Genomic DNA, 17,803 nt, shown 5'->3' on the forward strand with positions numbered 1-17,803 from the left:
ACACAGCCAGCTAAATTTTGTCTCACCAGGGCAACGTCATGCACTGCAAGATGGCGCTATTTTAGCGAAGCGCAAGAAAGTGCTTGAGGCGGCGAAGGAAAGAAAACCGATGCGTTGGTCTACAGAGATCAGAAATTGTGAAGCGGTTGGCGCTGTAACACTCAACCCAGATAAGGCACCAGAAGAAGGCGTAATAAATGCAGCTTAATATTTAAACAAAGAGTGACAACTATCTTGAAAAACACCGCAGGGACAACGTGGTTTACAATCGTAAATGTATGACCACAATTAGGGCATACAATATTATTTCCAATTCTATTAGCATCTAACATTTTAAATTTTCCATGATTATTGCTTTCGAGTTCAGTGGTTATGATGAGCAATGCACTCATCACGCCCCTTAGCTCGCATCAGCACTAGGTTTAATTTTCTTGGTAAACACTAACGCCCTTAACGCCATCTTAAACATTGCGCGTTCAGTCGGGTGTGGTGATTCGTAGTAATTAAATTTATGACGAGAAATGTAACCCAAGTCCTGATAAAACAAGTCGGCTAACTTATTAATTTTGTTGAACATAATTTTTGATAAAATGTATTCTTTACCTTCAAAAATAATGATTTCACTATCAAATAATCCCACGGTCCCCCCCTCAAATTAGCAATGTTAACTAACCATTAAACCTAGGCCACTTTGTTCATCATCAAAGCTCTTTTAATAAGAGATTTAGATAAAGGTATATTTTGGCTTACGCCCGAAAAATAACTTGTTAACCAATATTGATCACTAAATACAAACAACACTTTATCGCAGGTATTTCTTGCATTAGCAGCCTTAGATTCATCATCTTTAGAGCGAACCACAACGACTTCACCATTGATTTTATTCGCATTAACTTCATAGAAAGAGCAGATCGCGTCTGACGCATCACGAATCATCACTCTGGCATGATAATCGGCTAATAACGCATTTGGTTGATTAATCAATGTAGCTTCATCTTTTTCAGTTAACATGCTTGATTCCTAGTCATCATTCATCCGGTTTATTTTATCTGGAAGCCCATTTAACGCATCTAAATCTCGCTGCTTTGCAGCCTTGGCAACACGAGACATTTGACGCTCTGAAAGCCCCCATCGCTTTCCAATATCTTCGAAGTTCCAACCTTTAGCATTTGCTAACTTTTGAAATAGAGTAATCGCTTTACCTGTCATATTTGTCTAGTCTACACCTCAAACCATACCTGTCAATAATGTCTAGTATATGCTTTTAAAATTGATAATAGATCCAAAATTTGCGCTATTTATGTTTTGTGAGAACCTGAACTCAATAATCAGGAGGGCAGAATGTCACGTTTTAATTTTAAAAATCCTTTAGCACCAATGGTAGAACGCAAGCGTTGTTCAAAAGTTAAATCACCGCTAGTCAACTTCATAGAAAAAATCCCCCCAAGACTAAGAGGTTGCTTTGTAGGGGTGACGATTGATAGTCGATTAGGATACACAGGTAAGCGTCAATTTCATTCACTTAGCCAGGCATTAATGTGGGCTGAATCTGAATGCGGACACTCATGGGCTGACAAGAGATTTTTAAAGCCGATATCACTTGAAACTCTACTAGACTGTACTGCTATGTCAGTGCCTGAATCTGTGCAGGCTTCGCTTAAATGGATTTAGTACGTTACCCTCATCGTTGTAAGTATTACGGCCCTAGGTATCCCCCCAAGAGCTAAGATCTCGCATTCGGGTGAGCAGTTGACTACTCCAGCATATTTGCATACACTAGAGTCACTAGCGATTAGTGGGACTCATTAGAGTACGTTAGCGTCTACCCTTAACGGGTCGCAGGCCGCGCCGCGATAACCAAAGACCTCCACCTCCATTAAAATAGAAAAAGCGACCAATAGGTCGCTTTTTTTATCGCTTTCTTTTGGTTGGCAGAGTTATACCATCTAGCCGTGCATCAATTACACGCCAAATTCTATATCGTTCACTTCCCGCGACTGGACTAGCCCAAGTGTTCTCGCTATAAGCCGATTTCACATCAAGCCGTAGATCGGCATGGTTAGTCTTAGGCGCTGATATTTCAAAAAACACTCTGTAAGTCTCGCCATAATATTCATTTTCAAGATAGAAAAATTGCTCGCGATGCTTGTTAAATGTTAATAGTAGATAGGCGTTAGTTTGTAATAAACTTTTAATTAAATCAGGTAAATGCTTGGACAGTTCATATCTAAATTTACAGAAATAACGCTCACCATTCGAGCGAGGATCTTGATAGACCCAACTTTCATTTTCACCATAATGCTCTGTAAAGCAGTGGTCTGAAAACGTCATAAAAAAAGTGATTCGTCTTTCTGGTTTGTGTTCAGTTGCGGCTCGAATATATTGAAATTTAACTGAGTTTAGATGCGAAAGATCAAAACTAACTCCATCATATAAAAAGCTGCTCCATTGACTCACTTGGGTTCCCTTCCATTGTGCGGAATTAGTAATTCTGTAAAAATTTTCTGCGTCAAACCCACTCGTGTAGCGTTTCTAAATTGCCTAATTTGTTGACGTTCCACACCATAATGTGCAGCAAGTTTGGTATCACTATCTAGCTCATGGAGTATTAGAAGCCTATCTATTATCTGATTATTATCTAGTGTATTTTTTTTCACATTTAAATTAACCGCTCATGAATTTGTGTAATTATTATAATTACATTTGCGACTAAATCAAGCGAATTTACGGACACCATATCAATGGTTTCGATTAACGCTTAACTACAAGTTGATGAATGAAATTATTTAAATTAGTGATTTAATTTTTATTAGTTTATAAATCCAGTCATACACGAATATAAATGTCAGTTAGTGACATTTGAACGATTTTTACATGGAGTATTTATCTCCAATTAACAATTTACCTCTAGCCTGATATTTTTAAAAAATATAGTAATTTCAAATTTCACATCTAAAAAATAGGTATATATATGAATCAAAAAAGTGAAATTGAAATATGCCATAAATGCAACAACAAGTATATTCTCGTTGAAACCAACCCCTTTGGCCTAGGGTGGGAGAATGAAAGCTATAGCTGCAACTCGTGCGGAGTAGTGAATACGCGAAAATCTGCTGGTAGTTTCACGGTAAAGGCGATATCTAAAAAAGAATAAATGTCAGTGCTTAACATTTAAGTTTTGAATGCCGATTTAAGTAACACGTATAAAAACGAAAAAGAGCTGATAAAATCAGCTCTTTTTATTTATTCACAACAGGGAATAATAAATAGACTAACTTTCCTTTACATTTTTCTTTATTTCTACGATCTTTCTCCACTCAATATCTTTACCAATATGCCTACTTTGTATGATAGACATGGCAGCTACATCGGAAGTCGCTTCGACCGTAGATTGAGTCGAAGTTCCGCCGCCCCTCTTTCCTTTCGCATCTAGCGTGTAGTAAGCGTATGAAATCCTGAATTGAGCCATAAAAAAACACCTTTTAGTTAAGATTTGGGCTTGATAGCCGGTGATAAAGCAAAAAAACGGTCTTAAAAAATCAATATTCATACCAATGACTGAAAAACGATAGCTTAAATCTTACATTTGGCGCGTCCACTATAGATCTGTTTTAATCATAATGCTATTTAATTTGAATTAGGAACGAACCCCTAGAACTCTAAGGTATCTTCCGCTTCGGGTGTAGCCCCTCCATTTTTCGCACTTTAATTAATCATGTCCGATAATTACACTTATCGGACATGATTGAAGTAGACTAAAAGCATATTAGTATAGCGTCACCTTACTAATGATTATTTAGACCACGCAGGGGCATTGCCCTGAATCAATATTAGTAAGGTGACACCATATCAATAAGTACATTCGCCCATTTTCTGACCTTTCGTGCGAGTCTATCTGTGGTTTTTAGTATGTTTACGCACTAAATAGTCATAATTTAGTATGGTGACACCTCTTTAATATCGTAAATTTGCCAGAATTATATTTTATGAGATAGTCGATCCAATGAAATTACACAGCATTTAGAGAGCAAATTATGACTATGAACACTGGATTGGCAGAGATAAACAACCTTGAGCGTTTTGCCACGGCCAAGCGTGTTATCGAGTTAAAAATGGCTGACGAAGATCATGAATGGTATCCAACATCGGAACATATTTTTAATGTCATTCGTCAAGACCTCATTCCTATTGCTAAATCTGGTAATGTAAATTCGTTGCTCGATATAGGCTGTGGTGATGGACGGGTATTGGCTGCGCTCAATGTCCCTCTGCCTATCAGTCGTTATGATGATCAAATGGTTAAACCATTTAGTTCACTTTACGGTATCGAAAAAAGTTTGGTGCATTGTCGTAATTTAGATAAAAATATTTTTGTCATTGGCACCGACTTCAACATGCAAACACTGGTAGATAAGCCTGTGGATGTGATCTTTTGCAATCCTATTTACTCAGAATTTGAAGCGTGGGCTACACGAATTATTGAGGAAGCAAACGCTTCATATTGCTATCTAGTTTTACCGAAACGATGGTCTGATAGTGACGCCATTGCAAGCGCCCTTAAAACAAGGATGGCTCAATTTGAGGTCATAGGTACGTTCAACTTTGACGCGGATTGTGACCGCTTAACGCGCCATTCAGTTCCTGTCGATATTATTCGTGTGCAACTGGCTCACTCACTCAGAGATAGAAAATATATTGATCCATTCGTTGCATGGTTTGATAAAAACTTTGACCTAGATTTGGCCGCGACAGATTACATGGCTAAACACGGCATCAATTCTGAGTCGCAAAAAAAATCTACAAAAGAGCAGATTAACGCTCTTGTCCCAGGTGCGGATATGGTTCAAGCGATGCAGTCTATTTATGACGCAAAGTTGGCGTCACTGTGCCAGACCTATCAAAACTTATCATTAATAGATCAAGGATTGCTGCGTGAGCTTGAAATATCGAAAGAGGCAGTTTTAGAAGGTTTGCGGCTAAAAATAAAGGCTCAAAAAAGCCTGTTTTGGAAGGAATTATTTGGCAAGTTCGAGCCTATCACTTCACGTATGACATCTGATCGCAGGAAAAGATTATTGGAATTGCTTGAGGCACAAGTATCTGTGGATTTTACCGCGCAAAACGCATACGCAATCGCAGAATGGGCCATTAAAAATGCTGATGCAGTGCAAGATGAGCAATTTAAAGATTTCTATCAGTCGGTAGCACAAGCGGCGAACTGCGTTAACTATGTGTCAAATGAGCGCACTTGGAAATATGATAAATGGTCATATCGCCGCGGTATTGAAGAAGGTGAGATTACTCACTTCAAACTTGATTACCGCTGTGTCCTAGAGAACAAAGGCGGCTTTGACTCTTACTACGGTTCAAGATTATCAAAAAGCGCGGAGTATTTTTTAGATGATTTTCTAACTATTTCTTCTAACCTTGGGTTCAATACTCTTTCTACACCTAGAACGCGGGAGCATCATTGGGCTTCTAATAAGGCCCATGATTACCGGTATTTAAAGGCTGACGGTTCAAGTGAGATTTTATTTACTGTTCGAGCTTTTTTAAACGGTAATTTACACATCAAAATGAATCCTAAGCTGGCACTAAAAATGAACGTTGTTGCTGGACGGCTATTTGGTTGGGTACGAAATGCAGCAGAGGCAGAGGCAGAAATGCAAATTAAGCCATCTGAACGCGAGGAAGTGGCTAAGAGTTTTAAGCACTCATTAGCGTTGAGTTTCGATTCACAAAATTTATTGATGGCCGCGTAGGGGCGAAAGAAACTCCCTCGTTAACCCCTCTCTGTTACGATGTTGGTTCCAGATAATCAAGGGTTGACGAGATAGGATATCCCGACATAGTTTTATTTGACCTTAATTAAGTGTGTCACTATACTAAATGCACTTATATTAGTATGGTGACACTACTACAAAATGAATAACAACTCAGCGCAGCCATTGGGTGCAATAATAGCACCTGCTTGGACGTATCATTCACTCCCTGCAACGGCTAATTCACGACCCAAAGGCCGTACTTTACGCCTATTATCGGCCCAAGAAGTATTCGATGAACAGATTCGCGAACTACTTAACCGCTTGGTTTGTGGCTCTGTGAATCACATCGAACGCTCTGATTGGTTCACTCGCGCATTTCTAAATGACTCACCGGACTTGAGCGTTAATTATAGACAGCTAATGCGTGAAATCGCAGGGGCTAAAACACAAGCTAAAATTGACCCGCAGGCCCTACACTCTTGCAATGTGTGTCTAAATGCCATTTTTTCCGATCATGGTTGGAAGCAAGTTAGGAGGCGTATATCGCAGATAGAGCGGGATAGGAAATCAACGAGACCGATTATTAGTAAGTACCAGCATGATAGATTGACCGAGTTTAAAGAGGCAATTGGTGCCAATTCAGTCGATGCGGCTATAGATGAACTGTTGAGCTTCTATAAAGACGAACATCCATCATTCGGTGTAGAACGGGAGACTATCGGTGAGATTGATAACAACGACAGCAACGATTGAATCAGCTCTAGCGGTAGTGTCACCTGTTGAACCTATTTCAATAGCTGACTCGCTCAAGGATGATCACCAACGGCTTGTTGATGAGCTACGGGCGCTATTAGCCTTGCCGCATATTGACCTGACTGACACCCATAAAAAGCGGATCACCCAGATCACGCAACGCCTAGTTGAGCACTTTTTCGATATAGGTTTAAAAACTAAGCCTAAGAATACTTGGACGGCGTTTAATAGCCGGTGGAACACTTATAAAAGTTGGTGTCTTACAGAGAAGTTAACCCCCTTGCCATCATCGCCGGGCTCTGTGGCCGCATTTCTTCTGTCAAAGTCTGACAATTCTTACACTACGCTTACGCAATACTGTTGGGCTATCAATATGCTTCATACGGAGTGTGGTTTACCGTCCCCTATCCATAGTCAAACAGTGAAAGGGGCGCTTAATACTCTTAAATTGACTAAGCTTGAACAGGGCGATTTAGAAGCCGTACAAGCCACCCCGTTTAGGCTCACCGACTTGCAAACTATTAGTGCTCAGTGGGGCCAGAGCGATAAGCTGTTAGATCTTCGTAATGCTGCAATGTTAAACGTGGCTTATGAAACGATGCTGCGTGAATCGGAGTTATTGCGTATCAAAGTGAGGGACATTAAGCGAACGGCCACGGGTAGGTTTTCGTTGTCAGTGTCTTACACGAAAACGAATCGAACAGGTGAGGCTGACATCGTGATTATTTCAAGAGGGTGTTGGGAAGCTGTCAATCGTTACATGTCGAAAGCGGCTTTGCTCAAACATGATGATTACCTCTTTCAGCCTATCGGTCGTAAGAGCGAGATTACGATCAGGCCAACCCCGTTGGATACGCGCATCGTTGACCGCGTATTTGGTGCTGCTTTTACGTTAGCCGGTCACGAGTTAATGGATGCAGGGTATCGAGCGTGGTCTGGTCACTCTGCCCGAGTAGGGGCGGCTCAAGATTTGCTTGCTCAGGGATATTCGTTTCCACAGGTCCAACAAGCGGGGCGCTGGTCAACGCCGCTTATGGTCTTGCGCTACGGTAAGGATATTTTAGCAGAAGAAAGCGCAATGGCTCGAATGATGAACGATTACGGTGTCACTAAAAAATAGAGCAGAATAAGAGCGTAAATGTAGCAGGGCAATGGCCGGCCCTAACGCTCTAGTTGTACGACCATAATAAAGTTTGATAAAAATTATGGGTGTCATGAACGGTAATACCGCTATTGTTTGATAATTTATCTGAGGACGAATTTCAGTTTCTCATAATTAAGTTTGATCATTTTCAAACTCACTTTTGGACAAAAGCGTGATAGACCCTTTGCTCTAACTCGTAAGTTTCGGATTAAAATTTCTATGGGTTAACGCCACAAACACCAGCGCCAAAAAATTTACTGTTTTTCATGTAATTTTTTGGTGTCTGCGTGCTTTGCCTTTTTAAGTGATTGTTTATAGACCAAGGCTGAAAGCCTCCAAAGCCTTTTATTTATCCATTTTAACTTTACAAATGGATAAATGAGACTAGCTAAACTACACAAGCCAAATACTAGCGACAACGTAGTATCATTCTGAAAATAAGAATCTATTAGCTTAAAAATTAGGAATATTGGCAATAATATATAAAGTAATAATTGGGCTAGCCGATATTGTCTCCGTGCAACAGCCTTAATAGGCTTGTTTGTAGCGATTTTTTTATCATGCTCATACAGCCTCAATTTTTCAACAGCCGCCTCACCTCTCCGTGACGACTCTTCAAGCACAGACTTTTCTCTAAGCGTTTTTTCTATGAATTTTGATCCAATGAAATCAATAGAGTCATCAAAATCATTTTCGGTAAAATCATCCGGATTTGAAGGTTTACCTCTTAACTCAGCTATAAGAAGCGCTGCTTGCTCGTCGGTTAACCTCCCCTCCCTATGCTCGATTTTTAACTTTCTAAAATTATCCGAAACTGCATTATTAAGCTGTGATGAGAATACAATCTTCGCTTTTGTTACTATGTCAAATGATACTGGCAGACTGACATCACCAGAGAAACCTTTGTTTAGCTTGAACCACAATCTCTCAGTCATAAACTCAATATTTGTAGCAAAAGGTATACCGCCATTTGATCTCACAAGATCTGAAAACGCAACTGTTTGTGTCAGCCCATTTTCGGTCATAAAAATTGCCGCAACCTTATCTATTCCAGTATTGCTAACGCCTTTTCTCAAGCAATTTATCTTTGTAAATCTTTTGAGTATATCGGCATATTTACTGGCTTCAGTATGATGATTGAATCTTTCTTTTAAAGCATCTATAGTAGTTTGACTTTCGACGTTATAGTCCACTTCTTTGTAATAATTGTTATTATCATCAAGGAGTATCCTGCATTTTTTTAGGCTATCGAAAAATATAGTTTTTCTAGATATAATTTCACTCTTGCTATTAGCACCATTAATAATAAATAGCATTGCAGTTTTTGATGGATCAACTTGATTTTTATTTTCGAGAATTTTTTCTGCAGCATAGAAAAAATCAATTACATCTCTTTCAGTTTCAGAAAAGTATCTTAAAAGTATTCTTCCACCATTCTTCTGATTTACCTCTTTTACCAATGAGAAAAAGTCATCAAATACTCTTTTATGCAAAATACCATTGTACCCAATAGCACTAAACAGATGTTCTGTATCAAGGAATATTGTAAGATTGCCACTCCAATTACCAAGAGTAGATAGATCAGAGGTATACCGTATTCCAGTATACAGAACCAACCCCTCTTCGATCCGATTTAGCTTTTCTTTAAAGAGAACATTGTCCTGATTTGCAATAAGAAAGTGGCTTATGTATTCAGCATATTCTTTTGTATAGTTTTCATACAGCAAAAAGTCATTAAATGCTGACCTTAACTTACTTTCATCTACAAGAATAGTAGATCGGCCTTTTACATGTCGAACTAATTCCTTCAGTATTTCGTCGTACTCTCCCTTGGTAGATTCATACTCACTTTGAATACTGCTTGAATGTTCAAAATTATTTGTAACGGAGTAAACACCATGATTTACCGTGAGCTCACCAGATTTTACCAACCGACTTCTTAAACAGGTATTTACTATTGCATCAGGGAGCTGAAAGCCAAAGTCTTTATATAGATTAGCAGTGCATTCCGTAACATTAAATGACCATGTTGAATTCAGGATCACAGTGGATCGGATAAACTCAGAAACTACATCATATATGTCTTTATTATTATCATAAAGGGCTCTAAATAGCGCTGCTGATGTAAGTACCTTAGGGTCTCTCATTAGAATTCGATTTCCTTGTTTATTAAATTATCAATTGTGGTTATAGCTTGTACGCTGACCATTTAACGTTTTAGTATTTGTGCGATGCGCTGTTTGCATGGCACAAGCCACTTGTTTGATTTGGCCGATGCCGAGTCCAGGTTAATTGGTACGCTTTATGCTATGGGAATTTGCTTTTTTTGATGCTGGCTAGGGGCTGCAGAGCTGTTTTGAACTGGTAATATGGCTTGGTTTGTATGTGTTTCATTGAAATTCCTTTGTCATTGTGGTGTTCCATCACATTTTTTAAAGTCTAACGGACTCAATGAGGTAAATACTATCGGTTGAACCAGCACTTGGCTCCGCGTAGCGGCTTAGTTCAACATTTGTATAGTGCGCTCGTAGTCAGGAATGATTAAACCGTCGGTTTGATCCTAGCAGAGCATTACGCCTGAAAACGGTCACGTTTTATGTGACTGCAGTTCATCATCCAGCTGTACATCTGTTGTCTTACTTTCTGGTTTTAACATCTTAGTGGCTGAGGTATTTGTAGCTTTAATTGCGCTTTTGAAAGTCTTTAAAGTCTTATTAGAGTCATTCAATTCGTTGTTAAGCACCTCTATTACGTCAGCCCTTAAATCATTGAAACTACATAGGTAATCAATTGGTATTATATTTTCTTTTGGGTTGTAGTGATATTCTATTCCTTCGCGCAATTTTTCAATAAGCTGAAAATATAGCTTTTCTAATCGAGCACTATTCGAGTCTGAGCTTATTACATAAAATTTATCCGTTGCTAGAACTAATTTTTTAGTAATTTCAAGCATTTCCCTTCTGACGTGCAGTGTGTATTCATCATTGTCTTCTTGTGATTTTATAAGCACTTTCTCTACTACATACATGCGTAAGTTGGCTATTTCACTTGTAATCTCAAGAATTACATCTCTTTTTTTATCCAATAGGTGTGTTCTTTTGCTACTCGAAGTTGCAACTAAAGCAGCAATAAATGCTGATAACACAATCGCTACTGGTGCTAGGTATGAAGTGAGAATGGCAGCACCAGAACTCTCTGTCTCGATGATTATCTGACAAACATCTAAGGTTTCTTTTACGCTCAATTGATTGTTCCTTTGTTATGCTAGCCACGTGATTTCAAGCCGCGAATGATATCTGAACGCCAATCCTTCTCATAGTTAAATTAACCGTGCCATATATGGACGTCTACCCCGTCATATGATCAGGCAGCCAGCTTGGCTTTTGTGATAAGAAAAAAGGTTTTTTTGAGCATAAACGTTATCTCAACCACTGCAGGGCATAGCCACTTTAACATTACTAAAATTTAATCCATCATGGGTGCCTATGCTTGTCTAGATTCATTCATCTAACTCGTTTTGGGGCAAAAATGTGCTAACTCTTAATCCGCACATTCACCAAAAGAGCCAAAAAATATCAAACTATTATATAAATGATCAAACATTATTAAGAATTATCAAACTATTATATAAACGCACAAAGGATTCATAGAGTTATGTCCAAAAATTTACACATTTGGACGATATCACGCGCTATATTAATTGTGAATGTCTTCCGGCATTGCTTTGTTGAGGATATACAAGAAAATCGCCGCCGAAGTGCAGGTGATAACTACGGTTCCAATGCCATAAATAAATAACGAAATTAACGTGCTACCAAGAAACACGTTCTGAATAACCATCGCCGGAAATGTATTGGTATTATCCATTTTAGTTGTGACCAGTAATGTGGCCAGCGCCAGAAAAGCAGGGGGGTGAAACTCAACAAGCCCTTTATCACTTAGCATATACAACCCAGCCGCCATAAAAGCGATAGCGGCGCCTGACCGGAGTAAAGGTATTGCGTGATTATGTCGATAAGGGAATATCATCCACAACGCCCAAAAGAAGCCTAAGCCGGATAAGTTGCGTACAACATCATGTAAGGTGAGAGAGGATAATTGAATCATACCGAGAGTTCCTTTCAGCTATTTTAGCACTATTGAGCATCCATCCAATGAGCGCTATCGATGATAAAAAAGTTGGCAGTGTTGTTTGTTAAAACCACACATTCAATCAATTGATAATCTGAGTTAAACACCTTCTTAAGTGCAATTAAATTGTCCTCTGAAGTGTAGCGATAGTTAATCATCATCGGAGCTATTTGTTGGCCATCTTCATTGAAGCAATTCTCAATCTGCACTCGGTTAAAACGTATCTCGCAGGCATTGTGATCCACTGTCACAGGTTGTTCACTGGTGCTGAATTGGATTGGCTCTTTGATAGCATCAATCGCAGTGACCAACCATTCAGCCAGCGCAATCATCCTGTCGTATTTGACGCTGGAGCTGTTGATAACCGATAACATTTGATTAATGCAGGCTTCCATGTCCTGCCCTTGGCGCCCAAGTAGGATGACACGCTTAACATGACTCTTAATTTCACGGCAGGCCTTGTCATCGACAAATGGCTTTAACCGTTTAATCAAAATCTCATTGCGGCGCTGAACTGGCACAAATCGGCCTGATTCTGCGCAGGTGAGATAGAGGTGCATCTGAGCAGAGCGAAACACTGTCTTAAGCTGCTCTTCGTAACTGTTCATCTTTTTAAACCTTTCAAATTAAAGGGTAAGCGGATTAAATGGTTGATCTTACCTTTGCATGAGAGTGAGACAGACCGGCATCTCATCGGATTATCTGGTTGATGCTTCACCTACTGCTGGTGCATGTTTCCTTCGCTAATTCCAGCAAGAACCCCACACGCCTCAACTTCCCGGTCATCGTTGCAACTCGCTCTCAGTGAAACGAGTTGTTTCTCAAGCGCTTGCAGAGCGGTTATCTGCGACCGCACATGAGAGATGTGATCATCGAGCAAGGCGTTGACGGCGGTACAAGGCTGATGAGGGTCGTCCTGATAGCTCTGTAGTTCGTGAATCTCAGCCAGTGACAGGCCCAGGATTCTGCAGCGACGGATGAAGGCCAGCCCCTCACCATGCTTCTCGGTATAGACACGGTAACCGTTGTCCTGCCGATCAGGCGGTGGCAACAAGCCCTGCTGTTCATAGAAGCGGATCGTCTGTGTTTCGACCCCTACCAACTGCGCCAACTGACCAATGCGCATCAGCCTCCTCCCCAACGGATTCTTTACTCTATTGACCTTATAGTAGCTTTATAGTTTAAAATGGTACCACAACATTGTTCAAGTGGAGTCGTATCATGAGCAAATCCTGTGGTGGCGCCTGTGGCGGTGATGCAACGTCCGCAGCGGATACCGATATACAGGCCTCCTCCGAGGCGCCAGGGAGATGGGTCAGTGTTTATGCCGTGCCGAAGATGGACTGTCCATCAGAAGAACGAATGATTCGCCTAGCCCTGAACGGCTTTGAGGAGATTCGGGCGCTGTCCTTCGACTTGTCGAACCGCCGGCTGAAGGTCGTGCATGACGGCGAGGTCGAGCCCGTCACCTCGAAACTGAAGACCTTGGGGCTAGGCGCCTCGCTTCAGGAAACCGTCGCTGCAAATCCGGAGACCATCAAGGCCGCCGAGTTTTCGGCAGCTTCTGCTAAGCAAGAATCCGGGACCCTGCGCTGGTTGCTCGGCATCAATGCACTTCTGTTCGTGGTGGAAATGACTGCCGGTCTGATCGCCCGGTCCACCGGCCTGATTGGAGAATCCCTGGACAATTTTGCCGATGCGGCGGTGTACGGGCTTGCCCTTTATGCGGTTGGACATAGCGTGAAAATGCAGGTACGTGCCGCGCATCTTGCTGGTGTACTGCAACTGATCTTGGCTGTGGGCGTGCTCGTAGAGGTGGTGAGACGCTTTGTATTCGGTAGTGAGCCTGAATCGCTGGTGATGATGGCTATCGCATTCGTCGCATTGATTGCCAATACCAGTTGTCTGCTGCTCATATCCAAACATCGGGAAGGCGGGGCGCACATGAAGGCAAGCTGGATATTCTCGGCCAACGACGTGGTGATCAACCTGGGGGTCATCACCGCCGGCGCCCTGGTCGCGTGGACCGGTTCCAATTATCCGGATCTGATTATCGGCACCATCGCGGGGGGCATTGTACTTAACGGTGCCAGACGCATTTTGGCGTTGAAGGGTTAAATAATGCTCATTATTGGCAAAAAGCTCTCGCCGTATGCCCTATTGTCCATATCGGGCCTGCTGGCAGCGTCTGATCAGGCTGTAAAGTGGCTGGTGCAGCAATCAATGGCCTATGGCGAGTATGTTTCGGTGACCCCGTTCTTTAACTGGGTGCACCTATGGAACACCGGTGCCGCATTCAGTCTTTTTGCGAATGGTGGAGGCTGGCAGCGCTACTTTTTTATCGGAATCGCGGTAGTGGTCTCGATTTTTCTGATCAAGCTGATCCTTGAAAATCGTCATAAAGGAGAAGCCATCGCTTACAGTCTTATCCTCGGTGGCGCCATGGGCAACCTGATTGACCGGGTCTTTCGCGGCTATGTTGTGGATTCCTTTGATTTCTATTGGCGAGACTGGCATTGGCCGGCCTTCAACCTGGCTGATATTGCAATTGTCCTCGGTGCCTTACTTTTCGTTTCCAGCAGCTTGTTGGGTAAAAAAGCAAACACCAATGCCGAGTCGGATGGATCTGACTGACACCTACGCCTATACAACACCATGACCGAACTTCCCGACAACATCCTTCACCTGCCGCAATACCAAGTACTGGGACAAAAATTAGTCGGTTGATTTGCTAAATTAGAAACTTATGAATAACTACAAGTATAGAAAAGTCGCTTAGCTTGTTGTCCTGTATTCGGTATTGATGGCGCAGATTATCAAAGATTACAGTTTCCATTGCCTAGACAAGATATCGCTCTCTATACCGCTATGCTCTCCAGAGGATAAAAAGCCTGTATAGCAGCTAATGACTTCGTATTTGAAGCTTATAAATCAGCGATGAAAACTGGTTTTAGTTACTATTTATGTTGGGCTAAATTTTAAAACATCTCGTCAACCATTATGTATTCTTCTTTCCACTCTGTTGGTGTCATAGGGATTAATTTTAGCTTTCTAGTGTCAGTATCTTCACCTTTAGGTGGATACGCGAATACTCTTTTAGAAACTCTTAAACATTCAATTAGATTGTCAGGGAACGTCCATGACACATAGCCTTCTTTGTAAAAGAACTCTTGGTGTGGTGGTGAAGGTTTAAACTTTAATCCTTTGAGTAAATCAGCAAGTTCACCAGACGTTTCAAAGAACACTCTAAACCCTACTCTCCCCTTTTGCTGTATCTCATTGAATATAGGGTGGTTATTCATCAGTATGCTTGAAATGGCACTCTCACCATTGTTCTTCTCTTCTACCAAGTACTCCACTAAAGAGTTTAAAGTTTCAGATGTGGAGGCTAACTTGTTAATGAGGTTAACCTCTTTCTTTTTCGATTCATCATTTAGTAAGCGTTGAAACAGACCAGCCCATTGCTCTTTTAAGAACGCTGTAATGTCCTGAGCACTATTGAAGCTGTGAATTGTATTATTCTTTGGCAGGTCATAAACTTCTTCTAAGAACTCATAAACTTTAACATTATCAACAGAGGCATAGTTCATGTCTTTGTTGTCTTTATTAACCTGATAAGTTCGGTATTCCGTAGCAACAGCGCTGTCGATGAAGATATAAACTTGTTTACCTTCATCTAAGGCTTTTTTTAATTCTTTGTTTGATACTGAATGCTCACTTTCGTGAGATTGCGATCCATACCGACCACCGATAATAGAAACAAGAATGTCACATTGGACTATCTCTTTGTAGCAATATTCTTCTAGTTTCTCTTGGCTACCATATGAGATATGCCCTTTCTCGTTTAAAACAGCATCATAGCCCTGCTCATTAATGAAACGCTCCAAATCTGAACGTACCTGCTTTAAATCAAAATAAGTAGAGCTTACGAATATCCTTGGTTTAGCCATTACAAAGTCCTAGTAGTACAACAGTAACAGAATGATAATACAGCCATTACCCTCATATCTATCAATACTTATCTTGTGTGCGTCCAAGACCGAGTTAAGAACTGGGTGAGAACACGCTAACCTAAAAATTGAGCAATCAAGACAATATACAATCGCACCCACTTCCTACACCGTAGTAAAGTAACTCAAATTAAAGCCTGTAGCCCGTACTTCCTCTCCCGCTTTTCAAAAGCAGCGCTTCCGCCTTCGAGAATTTTACACACGCTCGCTCGTATTCCTTCACCTTTAGCAACATTCCCATCTTCGAGTGCGCCTGCTTCATAACTTATTACTTCGCCCTCATTGCTTGCGACAATAATCTGCTCTGCATCGGTATTGACTACTAGGTTCGCATTATGAGTAACGATAATAACCTGTCGATACTTCTTAATCTCATTGAACAGAGGAACAAGCTGACTCATGATAAAATCATTATCTAAGTCATCTTCGGGTTGATCGAAGACAAAAGGGCTTCCAAACGGATCAGTAGCCAACTTCAGGCAGACATAAAATGTGCCTCTCTGTCCAACGCTCAATTTATTGACCGTTTTACCTTTGTATTCGAAATCAGCATTCACATAGAGGTAGTTCTTTATTTTATCTTCGGAAAACAAATAGTTAATCAAGTTAAACCTCCCACCTTGATTAAAATACTCGGACTTCCAAAATAGCTCTTCGATTGAGATTTTTAAGGGGTGGCCTTGGTCATCCATCTCTCCTTCACAGGTAATCATCTTATTTCCCGATACTAGCTCGAAAAATGCATCTATATCGGCCACTGCGAACATCTTTTCAAGGCGCTGAGAAGTGGGTTGATTTTGAGTTGAGCGGAATTTTCCACCATTGAGACAATTCAGTAATCCAGCGTAAAACTTATCCATGTCAAAGATAATGCTTCCTTTGATCTTTATATCCAAAAGCATTGATAATACTAATTTATGCTGCTCATCATTCCAGCCTTCTTTTTTCATTTTAAGAGTTGAAAACTTTTCATCAATATTTGTCTTCTGTCGCTGTAGATAATCTCGGTATGTTGAAACCAAACTTGCTCTATTCTGAACACACTGATGATACTGGTTTGTTCTGTGCTGTATCTCTTCTATTTTCGCATTTGCTTCATCTTTAGCTGATTGGTACTCAGTGATCTTATCGAGCAGAGATGAAATATCTTGATTGATGCCTTGAGCATTAAAGTTTGCAATGATTTGCGCATTATTTGTCTGGTGCTCTGCAATTTGAAATTCAAATGACTTAATATTCAGAGAGATAGCATCCAGTGTGGGTTGCGAGATAAGAGATGGAACTTTGTTTACTACCAGTTCCTTTTGATTAATTAAATCTAAGCTATCATGAACTTCTCCTAAAGCCCTTTGAGTTGAAGCTTCGGCTTGCCTTAACTCAATAATTAAGGCTTTCCTTTCATTCACCGATCTTATGTTTTCTTGGTATTTTTCAAATAGCTGCTTATTTTGAGGACTAGTAATGGTTGTCAACAATTTGCTATTTTTTTCTACGATCGCCTGCTGAAACTGAGGGGTATGAACTCTATTGCCATTCGGATCGGTCATCTCCCAATACTGAACAAATGCTATGTATTTCCCAATATTGTCTGATATTGCGTTAACGGTTACAGAGTCAAAGCTAGTATCGTGAATTCCAAGCATCTGTTTAATTTCATTACTCAACTCACTGGGCTTCCCACTAAACCTTTGGATTTCTCCTTGAGAAACATGAAGATATGAGTATGAATCATTAAGGGAATCAAAAATGATCTGTAGTGGTCAACTAAATTTGGCCACGGCTTTAGAATCTTCCCAAAATCTTCGCTCTGATTCATTTGGGCTTAATCCTGCATTATAATGATGTGGCCTGACTTGGTTGTAATAGCCAATAATATAATCAGTCACATCTTGTTTAGCTTCAACAAAACTCTTATAGCCTTGCGTTGGCACCCATTCCGTTTTTAAACTCCTGAAAAATCGCTCCATTGGCGCATTATCCCAGCAGTTACCTCGGCGACT

Annotated in this window: 17 protein-coding genes and 2 pseudogenes; 7 read left to right on the plus strand and 12 right to left on the minus strand. The window is 40.7% G+C overall.

Annotated features, from left to right (window positions below):
• Positions 1-208: pseudogene (locus L5M38_RS22230) on the plus strand (IS3 family transposase); the annotation flags it as partial.
• 192 nt (positions 209-400) lie between these two features.
• Here the strand turns inward: L5M38_RS22230 and L5M38_RS22235 are convergent.
• The 3 genes from L5M38_RS22235 to L5M38_RS22245 are packed head-to-tail and all read right to left on the minus strand — an operon-like array spanning position 401 to position 1,209.
• Positions 401-640: a hypothetical protein gene (locus L5M38_RS22235; RefSeq protein ID WP_263180334.1), complete on the minus strand. Its 240-nt coding sequence runs from the start codon at positions 638-640 to the stop codon at positions 401-403.
• Between the two features lie 41 nt (positions 641-681).
• Positions 682-1,011, minus strand: a complete 330-nt coding sequence (locus L5M38_RS22240) for a hypothetical protein (protein ID WP_014620386.1) — start codon at positions 1,009-1,011, stop codon at positions 682-684.
• 9 nt (positions 1,012-1,020) lie between these two features.
• The gene (locus L5M38_RS22245; protein WP_041409221.1) at positions 1,021-1,209 is read right to left on the minus strand and encodes a hypothetical protein; all 189 of its coding nucleotides are present in this window, start codon (positions 1,207-1,209) and stop codon (positions 1,021-1,023) included.
• Positions 1,210-1,341: 132 nt separating this feature from the next.
• On the opposite strand from L5M38_RS22245, the gene L5M38_RS22250 reads away from it, so the two are divergent.
• Complete coding sequence (locus tag L5M38_RS22250; RefSeq protein WP_014620387.1) at positions 1,342-1,671, plus strand: hypothetical protein; 330 nt, start codon at positions 1,342-1,344, stop codon at positions 1,669-1,671.
• Between the two features lie 240 nt (positions 1,672-1,911).
• On the opposite strand, the gene L5M38_RS22255 is transcribed toward L5M38_RS22250, so the two are convergent.
• On the minus strand, positions 1,912-2,457 hold the full coding sequence (locus L5M38_RS22255) for a hypothetical protein (RefSeq protein ID WP_014620388.1): 546 nt from the start codon (positions 2,455-2,457) through the stop codon (positions 1,912-1,914).
• 1,577 nt (positions 2,458-4,034) lie between these two features.
• Here L5M38_RS22255 and L5M38_RS22260 point away from each other — a divergent pair.
• The 3 genes from L5M38_RS22260 (at position 4,035) to L5M38_RS22270 (ending at position 7,638) form a co-directional block, all read left to right on the plus strand.
• Entirely contained in the window at positions 4,035-5,762 is a 1,728-nt protein-coding gene (locus tag L5M38_RS22260; protein WP_263180338.1) for a class I SAM-dependent methyltransferase, read from the plus strand.
• A gap of 162 nt (positions 5,763-5,924) precedes the next feature.
• Complete coding sequence (locus L5M38_RS22265; protein WP_014620392.1) at positions 5,925-6,518, plus strand: hypothetical protein; 594 nt, start codon at positions 5,925-5,927, stop codon at positions 6,516-6,518.
• Complete coding sequence (locus L5M38_RS22270) at positions 6,487-7,638, plus strand: tyrosine-type recombinase/integrase (RefSeq protein ID WP_014620393.1); 1,152 nt, start codon at positions 6,487-6,489, stop codon at positions 7,636-7,638. Before L5M38_RS22265 ends, L5M38_RS22270 begins: the two co-directional genes overlap by 32 nt.
• A gap of 278 nt (positions 7,639-7,916) precedes the next feature.
• Here the strand turns inward: L5M38_RS22270 and L5M38_RS22275 are convergent, their stop codons facing one another.
• The 5 genes from L5M38_RS22275 to cadR all read right to left on the minus strand — a co-directional run bounded on the left by L5M38_RS22275 (position 7,917) and on the right by cadR (position 12,919).
• The gene (locus L5M38_RS22275) at positions 7,917-9,809 is read right to left on the minus strand and encodes a hypothetical protein (protein ID WP_263180340.1); all 1,893 of its coding nucleotides are present in this window, start codon (positions 9,807-9,809) and stop codon (positions 7,917-7,919) included.
• A 440-nt stretch (positions 9,810-10,249) separates the two neighbouring features.
• Positions 10,250-10,906 carry a hypothetical protein gene (locus L5M38_RS22280; RefSeq protein ID WP_263180342.1) on the minus strand — a complete coding sequence of 219 codons (657 nt, stop codon included), beginning with the start codon at positions 10,904-10,906 and terminating at the stop codon, positions 10,250-10,252.
• A 452-nt stretch (positions 10,907-11,358) separates the two neighbouring features.
• Entirely contained in the window at positions 11,359-11,769 is a 411-nt protein-coding gene (locus L5M38_RS22285) for a hypothetical protein (protein ID WP_140907558.1), read from the minus strand.
• A 29-nt stretch (positions 11,770-11,798) separates the two neighbouring features.
• Positions 11,799-12,401 carry a DUF2913 family protein gene (locus tag L5M38_RS22290; RefSeq protein WP_140907557.1) on the minus strand — a complete coding sequence of 201 codons (603 nt, stop codon included), beginning with the start codon at positions 12,399-12,401 and terminating at the stop codon, positions 11,799-11,801.
• Between the two features lie 110 nt (positions 12,402-12,511).
• Positions 12,512-12,919: a Cd(II)/Pb(II)-responsive transcriptional regulator gene (cadR, locus tag L5M38_RS22295; RefSeq protein ID WP_004364961.1), complete on the minus strand. Its 408-nt coding sequence runs from the start codon at positions 12,917-12,919 to the stop codon at positions 12,512-12,514.
• A 95-nt stretch (positions 12,920-13,014) separates the two neighbouring features.
• Between cadR and L5M38_RS22300 the strand changes: the two genes are divergently transcribed.
• Both L5M38_RS22300 and lspA read left to right on the plus strand, forming a co-directional pair.
• Positions 13,015-13,911 (plus strand): cation transporter, encoded by an 897-nt coding sequence (locus L5M38_RS22300; protein ID WP_004364974.1) that lies wholly within the window; start codon positions 13,015-13,017, stop codon positions 13,909-13,911.
• A 3-nt stretch (positions 13,912-13,914) separates the two neighbouring features.
• Positions 13,915-14,427: a signal peptidase II gene (lspA, locus tag L5M38_RS22305; protein ID WP_003821921.1), complete on the plus strand. Its 513-nt coding sequence runs from the start codon at positions 13,915-13,917 to the stop codon at positions 14,425-14,427.
• A 344-nt stretch (positions 14,428-14,771) separates the two neighbouring features.
• Here lspA and L5M38_RS22310 read toward each other — a convergent pair whose 3' ends face one another.
• The 3 genes and pseudogenes from L5M38_RS22310 to L5M38_RS22320 form a co-directional block, all read right to left on the minus strand.
• On the minus strand, positions 14,772-15,743 hold the full coding sequence (locus L5M38_RS22310; protein ID WP_263180343.1) for a DUF4062 domain-containing protein: 972 nt from the start codon (positions 15,741-15,743) through the stop codon (positions 14,772-14,774).
• 185 nt (positions 15,744-15,928) lie between these two features.
• Positions 15,929-17,557 (minus strand): annotated as a pseudogene (locus tag L5M38_RS22315) (TrlF family ATPase); the annotation flags it as partial.
• A gap of 6 nt (positions 17,558-17,563) precedes the next feature.
• Positions 17,564-17,803 (minus strand): integrase core domain-containing protein (locus L5M38_RS22320; protein ID WP_263179147.1); only part of this gene is annotated, 240 nt, incomplete at its 5' end.

Source organism: Shewanella sp. SM101 (assembly GCF_025654465.1).
Taxonomy (GTDB): domain Bacteria; phylum Pseudomonadota; class Gammaproteobacteria; order Enterobacterales; family Shewanellaceae; genus Shewanella; species Shewanella oncorhynchi.